This window comes from Pseudarthrobacter sp. RHLT1-30-1, assembly GCF_059383415.1.
Genome location: NZ_JBWZCG010000025.1, coordinates 47,291 through 60,151, shown reverse-complemented (window position 1 = coordinate 60,151; position 12,861 = coordinate 47,291). Strand labels below are relative to the sequence as shown.

The window sequence follows — 12,861 nt, the reverse complement described above, 5'->3', positions numbered from 1 at the left end:
CTACATCGAGAACTACAACCAGGACGCCAAACCATTCACCTGGACCAAGTCAGCGGAGTACCTCCTGGGCAAGATGAAACGCAAACAAACCATTAACACGGAGCACTAGGTGGGGCGTTCAAGGCGCCGGAAGTTCACGGCCTCTCTCCTGCCTGGCGTGCGTGATACACGGCGCGTAGCTTTGGTAGCATTGCCGGGCGATGGCCACCTTGTGGGTCGGCCGGCCTCGTCGAGTTTTTTCTCCAGCTTGGCGACTTGTTTCTCCGAGAGCGATTCGATGCCCTGTCTAGGGCCGGGCTGACCCGCGACAACGGCCCCTTGCGGACTTCAGCCACCTCGAGGTCGCCGTGGCTTGGGTACAAAGATTTGTTAAACCACCGGCGGCTTCACGGCCAGATCTGCCACGTCCGGCCAGCCGAATCCTGCCTGTAGTCGCCGCCGGGCAGTGTGACGGTGTCAATGCTGGTACCCGATCCGGTGGTGACCGGAACCGAGCAATTAGCCACGGCTTCGAGACCCGCTGTCAGTCTGCATTCCGCCAGAAACGGGACGGAATTCCCACGTATAAGAGCCGTCAGCCTTGAGGCTCATCCGTAGGTGACCCCAGGTGTCGCTAAACTTCCGCTCCACATAGGAGGGGTTGCTCGTGAACTCCCGGAGGCCGATCCCACCAGTGGACACCTGAAATTGTTGCATCCCGTCCGCAACGCACCGGTCCTCGTTGTTAATCGGGCAGGTCCGCTCATAATTGTGCTGTGAGCCGGACAGCACCACACGAACGCGGTTCGCCCAGAACATGTCAATCCACGGCCTCGCCTGGGAGAAGCGGGTATGGCTCGAAGTGTTGCTGGTGAAATACGGATCATGGGAAATAACCGCCAGATGCTTTCCAGCGGCCTTCGCCGCCTTCAGGTCAGCATCCATCTCCGAAGTCATCGCCTGCGCCCGCGCAGCGTTATAGCGCCAGGTGGCCGAAGGAGCTACCAGAATATGCCAGTTGCCCTTGTCAAACGAATACCATTCAAGAGCGTCTTGGAACCGTCCAAGATCGGAGCTCGTCGCGCTTTTCACCGTGGACACGCACTGCCCATCCATGTACCGGCTAACGTCATTCACACCGGTTTCAACATCATGATTCGGTCCAGCGGTCCAGTACGTCTTGGTCTTAGCAGCACCCCACAACTTGTTGTAAGCCTCGAGCGCGGAACAGGTGCCCTTGTCATACTGGAAATCGCCGAGCGCAAGGAAGTTGTCCAGCGAACCGTCGTTGAGACCGGCGATGATGCTGGCCGCGTTCTTGCCACTGTTCGACGTGGGCGAGCTGTTACCCGCAGGATTCATATCTCCGGTGGCGGCGAACTCAAACGACTCCCCGGATGACTCACCAGATGGCGGCGGGGGAGTTGTATCGGCTGCCGCATAGACGCGAACCCAATCCACTCGCATCTCGCCAGCCCCGTTGGGCGTGCTGTCGGGGAACCAGTCCAGCTGCAGCGTTTGATGCATCGGACCGGGAGGCTGGTGCGCAGGGTCGATGTCCTCAAACCACTTCACCCCATCGACGTAGCCGACGATCCCATTCGGAGACCAGTCAACCGCGTAGTTGTGGAACTGAGTGACGTCCAGAGCCATGGCCGCCGACGTCTGCGAATCCGAGCACGAATAGTGGTGGAAGAACTTGATGACGCCAAAGTCACCAGACGTCTCTGCGTAGTCAACTTCGCCGTCGCACGGCCAATTCCGGCTATCGGGCCACAGGAGCGCCACCAGATGGTACTCGTTGTCACCCGAAGCCGCCGCGCGGACCTCCCACCGGCCGTACTTCTGCCTTCCAAACTTCGCGCTCACTCCAGCAGTCGTACCGTCCGGTGTTCCAGTTATGACCATTTTGGAACCGTCTACCGTGACCTGCCGGGGACTCCGAATGCCATTCCCCACGTGCCCGGCGCTATCGTACACCGACCACTTCGCTGCGTCCGGTGCGCCGGAATAGTTGAACTCGTCGCCAGCGGTCGGCGTGCCCCAGTTCAGATTTGTCGCGACCGAGTCTGTTGATGGCGTAATAGGCGTAGAAATAGGCGTAGGCGTACCTGTTGCGGCGGACGGCGCCCCCGTCGTTTCTGGCGGCTGGGGTGAAGGGCCCCAGCAGCCGGCCAGTAGGATTGCCGCCACCCCAAGGGCGAAAATTTGTCTACGCATACGTCAGATGATAGGGGATGCCGCGGCGAGGTTGCCTGGGTGACCACTCCCAAATGTCTCAGCCGGAGTCGGACGCCAGTATTCGGGCACCGCGGTCCGCGTGGACAACTGCCAGATCGCGGTGTTCCGGACATACTCTGTCCCGGCCGGGCCTACCTTGGTTGACCGGGAACTCTACCTGCCCAGAACCTGGGCCGACGGCCGGGAGATACGCGCCCGGGCGACCCCAAAAACCAGCAAATTGGCCACGAAACCGATTCCGGCCGCGGACATGAAAGGGCAGGGGCGCTTCCCGTCGGAACCTCGGCCGGGACGGCTTTGGCGGGAGCCACCATGTGCGCGCCGACGGAGGAAGCTTACTGCGGCACGGCGCCGGGAACCGGGACCTGCCGCATAATCCCCGGAGGGCCCGCTGAGCGCCTCTCGGAGCCATCTGGGGCCGTGGCTGGGGGCGGGGACCGACGGACGATTGGACGATTGGAAGACTGTCAGCGGGCCTCGGCGACCTCCTGAAGAGGCCGGGTGTTTACCCCGCCGCCGGGGGTGTCCAGGGCGCACGGGGAGGCCACCGTCCAGAGGTTCCTTTCGGCTGGCGAGGTGGCGCTGGACGTGATTTTATTCGCCCCTCTTGAGGGCGCCGTGCCCGTTCCGCGCTCCGAAGCCGTCTGGCTGGCAGCGGCCACGAGGCCGCTCCATTCGTCCGCCGGCGGATTCCCCTGGATGGGGTTTTGGGGCTCATGGCGTCCGCCTTTGGCGGTGACCGTGCACTTACCCTGTCTTCGAGCCGGCGACATCCGATCGAGTCGAGAGGCCGTTTCGGCAGCCCTGAAGCGGCTTTTGGTGTGCGTAGGCGCCACCGCCGGCGGCTCTTCGGCGCCGCTGGGGCGCCCGAGGCACCCGGGTTTCGCTTGTGGTCCGTTTGTGGGTCCTGCACCCGCTGGAACCGTACTGCACTACGAATTGGGCCGGAGTTGAAGCAAAGCTCCCAGCACTGGCTCGTAAATGGCCCGTAAATAGCCCCTTCGCGGGATTTACGGGCAACACAAAACCCCGCCCTCATGGCCGGCGGCCAGTAAAGACGGGGTTTATCTGTGGTGCACCCCCCGGGACTCGAACCCGGAACCCATTGATTAAGAGTCAATTGCTCTGCCAGTTGAGCTAGAGGTGCATCTGTTGTTTCCGTTCATCGCGGGCTTTTTGTTCCCGCGTTGTTCTCCGCAACGACATGAAACTCTACACGAGATTGGGCGGTCTGTGAAATCGGGCCGGCGGCTGCCCGGCCGCCTAGCCCCGCAACTCCAAAACCAGCACAATGTCAGGGTTTTTGTTGTTAGTCAGCACCCACAGGCGGCCGTCCGGGGCCAACGAAACGTTCCTGATCCTGCCGTACATCCGTGTGAAATAGCCCACAGGATCACCGGCGAATTCCCCGTTCAGGGGAACCGCCCACATCCGCTGTCCGCGCAGCGCGCCCAAGTAGGCCGTGTCACCGACAATTTCCAGCCCGCTGGGGGATGAATCAGCCGTCGACGGCCACACCAGTTTCGCGTCCAGGAAGCCGGCGCGGTGCGGGGCGCCCGTGACCTCCGGCCAGCCATAGTTGCCTCCCGGCACGATCAGGTTGAGTTCGTCGTCGACGTCGGGGCCGAATTCGCTCGCCCACAGCCGGCCTGCGCTGTCCCAGGCGAGGCCCTGGACGTTGCGGTGGCCCAGGCTGTACATCGGGTTGCCGGCAATGGGATTCCCCGCTGCCGGACGTCCCTCCGGCGTGAGGCGCAGGATCTTGCCGCCCAGGGCGTTCGGGTCCTGGGGCTGCCCGCGGCGCTGTGAATCACCGGTGCCTACGTACAGCTGGCCGTCCGGTCCGAACCGGATCCGCCCGCCGTTGTGCGTGGCGGCCTTGGGAATTCCGGCAAAGATGACCTCCGGCGCCTCCAGCGTCAAGGTCCCGCCTTTGTCCGCGAGTCGCAGCCGTGCGATCCGGTTGTCCGCGGCGGCGGTGTAGTAGGCATACACGTAGCGGTCCGTGGCGAAGCCGGGGGACAGGGCCAGGCCCAGCAGCCCGCCTTCGCCGCCCGGGACGACGTCGGGCACCGTCCCCAGCGTGCCGGCCCGTCCGCTGCCTGATCCGGGTGCGATGGTCCGGAGCCGGGCGGTCTCACGTTCGGAGATGACGGCGGTGCCGTCGGGCAGGAACACCGTGGACCACGGCACCTGCAGTTCGGCGTCGATCGTTTCGGCCACCGTCGGCTGGCTCACACCGGGGCTGCCCGCAGAGGGGCTGCTGGCAGCCGGGTTGGACCCCGCCGGGCTTGCGGTGGCGGGGCCGCTGGCCGGGGGAGCGGTGCCGACGGGCGCGGGGGCACGGGCCCCATCCTCTGGTGTGCAGCCGCCCAGTAGGATCACGGCGGCCGCCGCAATTCCCAGCCGGCGCAGCCGGCCCGCGGCCGGGCCAGCCGGGAACCCGGGGCGGCGGGAAGCAACGGCGCTCTGCCCGGCCGTTGTTCTCATCGTCTGCACTCCGGATTCTGTCGAATAGGTCCCAGGCTCCCTACTGCCGGCTCCGGCGCGGGGGCCGGAAGCCTGCCGCCTCGGCGTGTGCCGCGGACAGGAACCAGACCTCGGCGATGGTTTCCTCGAAGGACGGGCTGGTCTCGTCGTGGTAAATCATCGAGGAAGCACTGCCCTTGACCGTGAAACCCTCGGGTCCACTGCCGTCGGCGGCCGGTGCAGCAGATCCCTCACCATACGGCTGGTCGACGGCGAGGTGTCCGGCGGGTTCGGCCGTATGGGCCACGGCCGTTTCGGACGCAGCCGAGGACGTTGTTGTCTGCCGCGTCTCCGCTGCGGCGAGGCTGGAATCGGCCAGTTCCGGCGACGGCAGCGTTTGCTGCTGCTGCGGCGATTCCTGTGACGCCGGCGGCGTGGTGGTCAGGCCGTCTCCGGCCCTCCCGTCGAAGCCGGTCCTGATCGTGGGCCCACCTTCAATTACCACCTCAGCCTCCGCCGCGGCAGACTCGGCGCCGGGAAGTGTCGGGGCGTGGGGCTCGGTGTATTCCGGGTGGTGAAGCGGGGCAGTCGCTGACCCTGCCGCGGGTATGAAGTCTTCCTTCGCGTGGTCGCCGTGGGCGCCGCCGTGACCCGGCTCCGAGTGGAGGGCGCCATGCGCTTCAGCCGGCGGCGTCTCGGACCACTGGGTTTCCCATTCCGGGTTTCCCCCAGCAAGGGCCGTATCGGCGCCGCGAGATGGTGCCGGGGCGGAAGGCGCGTCATCCGACGCGGCAGGGGACAGGGTGTTACCCGTTGCGCCGGATGCCGCGGAGTCCGGCAGCTGCGCCTGGGAGTCTGCTGCATCCGCGGTAGCGGCGGTCCGGTCCGGCTCCGGCTCCGGTGCGGCGTGGCTGAATCCTGCCGCCGCGGGCATTCCGGTCACGGCGGCAGCCGACGCGGAAGCGGCGGCCCCGCCGCCGGAAAGTGCGCCCCGGTGTCCGGCTTCCTGGCCGGCGTCGTGCACGTGCGGAGGGGCCGACTTGTCGGTCGCGCCGTTGCCGGTCGTCCGGGTCGTCCCGGTCGCGGCGGTGCCAGAGCTGCCGCGGGAGCTGTTGCGGTTTAGCAGCCACCAGACGATGGCGACAATCGCCACGATGACAACGAGCCAGATGATCCAATCCATAGCAGAGCCTTTCAGTCCGTAGGGCAAGGTTGCCGTTGCTTGACGGTACGTCTGCCTGAAGGGGGCTGTCCAGCTTCGCCCCGCCGCCCTGTAGCCTCTCTTCATGGATTTCAAGAGACTCCGGATTCTGCGGGAGCTGGCCGACCGCGGCACAGTCGGCGCCACGGCGGAGGCAATGAACGTGACACCCTCGGCCGTCTCGCAGCAGCTCAAGACACTCCAGGAGGAGCTGGGCGTCGTCCTGGTCAGGAAATCAGGCAGGGGAGTACGCCTCACCGAGGCCGGACTCGCCATGGCCGGCGCCGCCGCCGAGGTATCCACCGCGATGGCCCGGGCGGAAGCCACCATCGACACCTACCGGCGCGGCTGGCAGACGCATGTCAGGGCAGCGTTCTTCCCCAGCGCCGCCGAGATGTTCCTGCCCGGCCTGCTGCACCGCGTCAAGGCCATCGAGGGGCTCCGCTTCGAGGCGCACTTTGAAGATCCCAACGTGGCCGGATTCGCCGGCCTGACGGCCGACTACGACATCGTGCTGGCGCACAGCGTCGACGGGCCCGATGTCTTTGCCAGGCTGGGGCTGACGGTCGTGCCGCTCCTGGACGAGCCCCTCGACGTCGCGATCCCCGAAGGCCATGCGCTTGTCGGCAAGACATCACTGCGGGCTGAGGACGTGATCGGGTTCCCCTGGATGGGCGTGCCCGAGGGGTTCCCCTTCGACACTGTGCTCCGCCAGATCGAAGTACAGGCCGATTCCCCGGCTGTCCGGGCCCAGACCTTCCCCGACCTGCGGGTCCTCGAGGCCCTGGTCAGCGCCGGCCACGGGCTTAGCCTGCTGCCGCGCTACACGGCGCTGAAAAACCAGGGACGGGGATTCGTCCTGCGACCGCTGGCGGGAGTCAAAGCGAGCCGCAGCATCGTCGCTCTGGCCCGTCCGGACGTCGCAGCGCGAACCACCATCCAGCAGGTCCTCGCCCTGCTCAAGGCCGAGGCGCAGTCCGTTGCCGAAGCCCCGGAGCTGCGTGACGCCGCTCACCTGAACTGAGCCGGCGCGGCGGAAATGTCCATCACATGAGATGGATGTCCACTATTTGGTTGAAACATTCCCGGTTTTCCGCTTAATGCGCCCTTCCGGGTCGTTGGGCCCCGCGGGGGAGCCCTAGACTTTGACCCATGAGTGAGGACACCCAGACAGCGTCAGAGACCAAACCGGACATCAAGCCCCGCAGCCGGGTCGTCACCGATGGCATTCACGCCGCACCGTCGCGCGGGATGCTTCGGGCGGTCGGCATGGGCGACGACGACTTCGCCAAGCCGCAAATTGGCGTGGCCAGCTCGTGGAACGAAATCACTCCCTGCAACCTTTCCCTGAACCGGCTCGCCCAGGGTGCCAAGGAAGGCGTCTTCGCCGCCGGCGGCTTCCCGATGCAGTTCGGGACCATCTCCGTCTCCGACGGAATCTCCATGGGACACGAGGGCATGCACTTCTCCCTGGTGTCCCGGGAAGTCATCGCCGACTCGGTGGAAACCGTGATGCAGGCCGAGCGGATCGACGGCTCGGTGCTGCTGGCCGGCTGCGACAAATCACTGCCCGGCATGCTGATGGCAGCTGCCCGGCTGGACCTGGCGTCAGTCTTCCTCTACGCCGGCTCGATCATGCCGGGCTGGGTCAAGCTCGAGGACGGCTCCGAAAAGGAAGTCACCCTGATCGACGCCTTCGAGGCCGTGGGCGCCTGCGCCGCCGGCAAGATGAGCCGCGGGGACCTGGACCGCATTGAAAGGGCCATCTGCCCCGGTGAAGGCGCCTGCGGCGGGATGTACACCGCCAACACCATGGCCTGCATCGGCGAGGCACTGGGCATGTCCCTTCCCGGCTCCGCGGCACCGCCCTCCGCCGACCGCCGCCGCGACGTCTTCGCGCACAAGTCCGGCGAGGCCGTCGTCAACCTGCTCCGCCTCGGCATCACGGCCCGGGACATCCTGACCAAGAAGGCCTTCGAGAACGCCATCGCCGTGACCATGGCCTTCGGCGGCTCCACCAACGCCGTACTGCACCTGCTGGCCATCGCCCGCGAAGCCGAAGTCGACCTGAGCCTGGAAGATTTCAACCGCATCGGCGACAAGATCCCGCACCTGGGCGACCTCAAGCCGTTCGGCCGTTACGTGATGACCGACGTCGACAAGATCGGCGGAGTGCCCGTCATCATGCGCGCACTGCTCGACGCCGGACTGCTGCACGGCGACTGCCTCACCGTCACCGGCAAAACCGTCGCGGAGAACCTCGAGGCGATCAACCCGCCAGACCTGGACGGCAAGATCCTCCGGGCCCTGGACAACCCCATCCACAAGACCGGCGGCATCACGATCCTGCACGGCACCATGGCTCCCGAGGGTGCCGTCGTGAAGAGTGCAGGCTTCGACGCGGACGTCTTCGAAGGCACCGCCCGTGTGTTCGAACGCGAACAGGGTGCCCTGGATGCGCTCGACAAGGGCCGGATCAAGGCCGGCGACGTCGTCGTCATCCGCTACGAGGGCCCCAAGGGCGGACCGGGCATGCGCGAAATGCTCGCCATCACCGGTGCCATCAAGGGTGCAGGCCTGGGCAAGGACGTGCTGCTGCTGACGGACGGCCGCTTCTCCGGCGGAACCACCGGCCTCTGCATCGGCCACGTTGCCCCGGAAGCCGCCGACGGCGGACCGATCGCCTTCGTTCAGGACGGCGACCGGATCCGCGTGGACATCGCCGGCCGCAGCTTCGACCTGCTGGTCGACGAGGCGGAACTCGAAGCCCGCAAGGTCGGCTGGGAGCCGCTTCCGGCCAAGTTCACCAAGGGTGTGCTCGCCAAGTACGCCAAGCTCGTCCACAGCGCCTCCACCGGCGCCTACTGCGGGTGACTCCCTAGGCGTGGGTGGCCACGCTAAATAAGGGAGGCTTCGATGGGCCCCAGGCGGACGGCGTCCGCGCCGTCCGCCTGGGGTGGGAGACTCCCGCCTGCCGCCGAGGCTGAAAGGTCACCAGGGGGCCAAAAGAGGTTCAGTACGTGGACAATGAAGTCCACATCGTGAGACAGGGGTCGGGCTCGTTGACACCCGTCTCACTAAGAGGGAAAACTGAACGCATGATCGCATTCGTTACCAGCTGCGCTGCCGCAGATGCAGCAGTCGTCCTTACCAAGCGCGTGGCTCCATAGCCCGACTGGTAACGAACCGTCACGCGCAAACCCCTCGAAGAGCCTTCGGCTGAGGGGTTTTTTTATTTCCGCACGACCGGCACCACGCACTACGAGCAGTTCCACGATCACCGAAGATCCACCCGTAGATCCACAAAGGAAGAGTCCGATGAGCAAAGGATCGCCGATCAGCCCCTCGCTGATGGCCACTAAGTCCGCTGGAGCCTCCAAGGCTTCGGAACGCGTCGACCGCCCGGCCGACGCCGGCGTCGACACTGCTGCCGTCTCTCCTGTCCTTGGACCGAACAACGTCGTACCCCCGACGGTGATGACCGGTTCACAAGCAATTGTCCGTTCGCTCGAAGAACTCGGCGTGGACGATATTTTTGGTTTGCCCGGTGGCGCGATCCTGCCCACCTATGACCCCTTGATGGCTTCCCGAATGAACCACATTCTGGTCCGTCACGAACAGGGAGCCGGCCACGCCGCGCAAGGCTACGCCATGGTCACCGGACGGGTTGGCGTCTGCATCGCCACCTCGGGTCCGGGTGCCACCAACCTCGTTACCGCCATCATGGATGCCCACATGGACTCCGTGCCAATGGTGGCCATCACCGGCCAGGTCGCCAGCGGAGTCATCGGCACCGATGCCTTCCAGGAAGCGGACATCGTCGGCATCACCATGCCGATCACGAAGCACTCCTTCCTGGTCACCGATCCCAACGACATCCCGCACGTCATGGCAGAGGCGTTCCACCTTGCCTCGACCGGCCGCCCGGGTCCCGTCCTGGTGGACGTCGCCAAGGACGCCCAGCAGGGTCAGATGACCTTCTCCTGGCCGCCCAAGATCGACCTGCCGGGGTACCACCCCGTGCTCCGGGGCCACAACAAGCAGGTGCGCGAAGCCGCCCGGCTTATCGCGGCGTCCAGCAAACCCGTGCTCTACGTGGGCGGCGGCGTCGTCAAGGCGCACGCCTCGGCGGAACTGCTGGAGCTCGCGGAACTCTCCGGCGCCCCGGTGGTCACCACCCTGATGGCCCGTGGCGTGTTCCCGGATTCGCACCCGCAGCATGTCGGCATGCCCGGCATGCACGGCACGGTCTCGGCCGTCACCGCCCTGCAGCAGTCGGACCTGCTCATCACGCTCGGGGCCCGCTTCGATGACCGGGTGACCGGTGTGCTGAAGTCCTTCGCGCCGAACGCCAAGGTCATCCACGCGGACATCGACCCGGCCGAGATCTCCAAGAACCGCACCGCGGATGTGCCGATCGTGGGCTCGGTCAAGGAAATCATTCCCGAACTCAGCGAGGCCCTGCGCGCCCTGTTCGCGGTCTCGGGCACACCGGACTACACCAACTGGTGGACCTTCCTGAACAACCTCAAGGAGACCTACCCGCTGGGCTGGACTGAGCCGGACGACGGACTCAGCGCCCCGCAGCGCGTGATCGAGCGCATCGGCGCCCTGACAGGCCCCGAAGGCGTGTACGTCGCGGGCGTCGGCCAGCACCAGATGTGGGCCTCGCAGTTCATCAAGTACGAGCGCCCGCACGCCTGGCTGAACTCCGGCGGCGCCGGGACCATGGGCTACGCGGTGCCGGCCGCCATGGGCGCCAAGGTGGGCAACCCGGACCGCGTTGTGTGGGCGATCGACGGCGACGGCTGCTTCCAGATGACGAACCAGGAACTGGCCACCTGCGCGATCAACAAAATTCCGATCAAGGTCGCGATCATCAACAACTCCTCGCTGGGCATGGTGCGTCAGTGGCAGACCCTCTTCTACGAGGGCCGCTACTCCAACACCGACCTCAACACCGGCCACGACACGGTCCGGATCCCGGACTTCGTCAAGCTCGCGGATGCCTACGGCTGCGCCTCCTTCCGTTGCGAGCGAGACGAGGACATCGACGCCACCATCCAGAAGGCCCTGGAGATCAACGACCGCCCCGTGGTCATTGACTTCGTCGTGAGCCCGAACTCCATGGTGTGGCCGATGGTTCCCGCCGGGGTCAGCAACGACCAGATCCAGGTTGCCCGTAATATGACCCCGGAATGGGAAGAGGAGGACTGAACATGACCCGCCACACACTGTCCGTTCTGGTCGAAGACAAGCCCGGTGTGCTGACCCGCGTCGCCAGCCTCTTCGCACGCCGGGCCTTCAACATCAACTCCCTGGCCGTCGGCCCGACCGAAGTTCCGGGCATGTCCCGGATGACCGTCGTCGTCGACGCCGATGGTGAGCTGATCGAACAGATCACCAAGCAGCTGAACAAGCTGATCAACGTGATCAAGATCGTCGAGCTCACCGCCGAATCCTCCGTACAGCGGGACCACATCCTGGTCAAGGTACGGGCGGATGCCGCCAACCGGCTGCAGGTCACCCAGGCTGCAGACCTGTTCCGCGCATCTGTGGTCGACGTCTCCACAGAGTCCGTGGTCATCGAGGCAACAGGCCACCCCGAAAAACTCACGGCACTGCTCTCAGTGCTCGAGCCTTTTGGCATCCGCGAAATCGTGCAGTCCGGCACCCTGGCCGTGGGGCGGGGATCCCGCTCCATGAGCGACCGGGCCCTGCGCAGCGCGTAGCCCTGCCGCAGCACCACCAGCTTTAGACCAGTTTCACCGACAAGTACCACCCAAGAATCCACTTAAAAGGAGACACCCCAGTGACTGAAATGTTCTACGACGACGACGCCGACCTGTCGATCATCCAGGGCCGCACCGTCGCCGTCATCGGTTACGGCTCCCAGGGCCACGCCCACGCCCTCAGCCTGCGCGATTCCGGCGTTGACGTCCGCGTCGGCCTCAAGGAGGACTCCAAGTCCCGCGCCAAGGCCGAAGCCGAGGGCCTGCGCGTCCTGAACGTCGCGGACGCCGTCGCCGAAGCCGACCTGATCATGGTCCTCACCCCGGACCAGGTCCAGCGCCACGTTTACGCCGAGGAGATCGCCCCGAACCTGCAGCCGGGCGACGCCCTGTTCTTCGGCCACGGCTTCAACATCCGCTACGGCTACATCAAACCCCCGGCAGACGTCGACGTCGCCCTCGTTGCCCCCAAGGGCCCGGGCCACATCGTCCGCCGCGAGTTCGAGGCAGGCCGCGGCGTGCCCGACCTGATCGCCGTCGAGCAGAACCCGTCCGGCAAGGCCAAGGAACTGGCCCTGTCCTACGCCAAGGCCATCGGCGGCACCCGCGCCGGTGTCATCGAGACCACCTTCACCGAAGAGACCGAAACCGACCTCTTCGGCGAGCAGGCGGTCCTATGCGGCGGCGCCTCCCAGCTGATCCAGTACGGCTTCGAGGTCCTCACCGAAGCCGGCTACAAGCCCGAGGTTGCCTACTTCGAGGTGCTGCACGAGCTCAAGCTCATCGTGGACCTCATGGTCGAAGGCGGCATCGCCAAGCAGCGCTGGTCCGTCTCAGACACCGCGGAGTACGGCGACTACGTCTCCGGCCCGCGGGTGATCACCCCGGACGTGAAGGAAAACATGAAGGCTGTCCTGGCCGACATCCAGGACGGCACCTTCGCCAAGCGCTTCATCGACGACCAGGACGCCGGAGCCCCCGAGTTCAAGGCGCTGCGCAAGAAGGGTGAAGACCACCCGATCGAGGCCACCGGCCGCGAACTGCGCAAGCTGTTCTCCTGGATCAAGAACGAAGACGACTACACCGAAGGCTCAGTGGCCCGCTAAGCACTGACCGGCAGGGAAGCCGGACACCTACTGGGGTCCGGCTTCCCTGCTTTTCTGCAGCACACCGTTTTAAGCGGCACCACCGTTTCACCAAAATCCCCACCTGAATACAAGAGAGCTAAAGAGGTCACCG

At 65.6% G+C, this 12,861-nt stretch carries 8 protein-coding genes, 1 tRNA gene and 1 pseudogene; 6 read left to right on the top strand and 4 right to left on the bottom strand.

Going from position 1 to position 12,861, the window contains the following annotated elements; translation table 11 throughout:
- Nucleotides 1–498: 498 nt before the first annotated feature.
- A complete protein-coding gene (locus AC50YM_RS16520; RefSeq protein ID WP_494958036.1) occupies nucleotides 499–1,887 on the bottom strand; it encodes a family 16 glycosylhydrolase in 1,389 nt (462 codons plus the stop codon).
- Between the two features lie 382 nt (nucleotides 1,888–2,269).
- Here AC50YM_RS16520 and AC50YM_RS16515 point away from each other — a divergent pair.
- Nucleotides 2,270–2,596: pseudogene (locus tag AC50YM_RS16515) on the top strand (transposase); the annotation flags it as partial.
- 695 nt (nucleotides 2,597–3,291) lie between these two features.
- Here AC50YM_RS16515 and AC50YM_RS16510 read toward each other — a convergent pair.
- The 3 genes from AC50YM_RS16510 to AC50YM_RS16500 all read right to left on the bottom strand — a co-directional run bounded on the left by AC50YM_RS16510 (nucleotide 3,292) and on the right by AC50YM_RS16500 (nucleotide 5,872).
- Nucleotides 3,292–3,367, bottom strand: a tRNA-Lys gene (locus AC50YM_RS16510).
- Between the two features lie 116 nt (nucleotides 3,368–3,483).
- Entirely contained in the window at nucleotides 3,484–4,710 is a 1,227-nt protein-coding gene (locus tag AC50YM_RS16505; protein WP_494958035.1) for a PQQ-dependent sugar dehydrogenase, read from the bottom strand.
- 40 nt (nucleotides 4,711–4,750) lie between these two features.
- A complete protein-coding gene (locus AC50YM_RS16500; RefSeq protein ID WP_494958034.1) occupies nucleotides 4,751–5,872 on the bottom strand; it encodes a sunset domain-containing protein in 1,122 nt (373 codons plus the stop codon).
- A gap of 103 nt (nucleotides 5,873–5,975) precedes the next feature.
- On the opposite strand from AC50YM_RS16500, the gene AC50YM_RS16495 reads away from it, so the two are divergent.
- From AC50YM_RS16495 to ilvC, 5 genes are all read left to right on the top strand, one after another.
- Nucleotides 5,976–6,914, top strand: a complete 939-nt coding sequence (locus AC50YM_RS16495) for a LysR family transcriptional regulator (RefSeq protein ID WP_494958033.1) — start codon at nucleotides 5,976–5,978, stop codon at nucleotides 6,912–6,914.
- A gap of 128 nt (nucleotides 6,915–7,042) precedes the next feature.
- On the top strand, nucleotides 7,043–8,764 hold the full coding sequence (gene ilvD / locus AC50YM_RS16490; protein ID WP_494958032.1) for a dihydroxy-acid dehydratase: 1,722 nt from the start codon (nucleotides 7,043–7,045) through the stop codon (nucleotides 8,762–8,764).
- A 444-nt stretch (nucleotides 8,765–9,208) separates the two neighbouring features.
- A complete protein-coding gene (locus AC50YM_RS16485; protein ID WP_494958031.1) occupies nucleotides 9,209–11,107 on the top strand; it encodes an acetolactate synthase large subunit in 1,899 nt (632 codons plus the stop codon).
- Nucleotides 11,108–11,109: 2 nt separating this feature from the next.
- Nucleotides 11,110–11,622: an acetolactate synthase small subunit gene (gene ilvN, locus AC50YM_RS16480; RefSeq protein WP_494958030.1), complete on the top strand. Its 513-nt coding sequence runs from the start codon at nucleotides 11,110–11,112 to the stop codon at nucleotides 11,620–11,622.
- 80 nt (nucleotides 11,623–11,702) lie between these two features.
- A complete protein-coding gene (gene ilvC / locus AC50YM_RS16475; protein WP_494958029.1) occupies nucleotides 11,703–12,728 on the top strand; it encodes a ketol-acid reductoisomerase in 1,026 nt (341 codons plus the stop codon).
- The last annotated feature ends 133 nt before the right edge of the window (nucleotides 12,729–12,861 follow it).

Excerpts from the sequence above, each read along its gene's own strand:
- ilvN (WP_494958030.1), top strand. The coding sequence starts at position 11,110 with ATGACCCGCCACACACTGTCCGTTCTGGTCGAAGACAAGCCCGGTGTG.
- ilvD (WP_494958032.1), top strand. The coding sequence starts at position 7,043 with ATGAGTGAGGACACCCAGACAGCGTCAGAGACCAAACCGGACATCAAG.
- AC50YM_RS16520 (WP_494958036.1), bottom strand. The coding sequence starts at position 1,887 with ATGGTCATAACTGGAACACCGGACGGTACGACTGCTGGAGTGAGCGCG.
- AC50YM_RS16485 (WP_494958031.1), top strand. The coding sequence starts at position 9,209 with ATGAGCAAAGGATCGCCGATCAGCCCCTCGCTGATGGCCACTAAGTCC.
- AC50YM_RS16505 (WP_494958035.1), bottom strand. The coding sequence starts at position 4,710 with ATGAGAACAACGGCCGGGCAGAGCGCCGTTGCTTCCCGCCGCCCCGGG.
- AC50YM_RS16495 (WP_494958033.1), top strand. The coding sequence starts at position 5,976 with ATGGATTTCAAGAGACTCCGGATTCTGCGGGAGCTGGCCGACCGCGGC.
- AC50YM_RS16500 (WP_494958034.1), bottom strand. The coding sequence starts at position 5,872 with ATGGATTGGATCATCTGGCTCGTTGTCATCGTGGCGATTGTCGCCATC.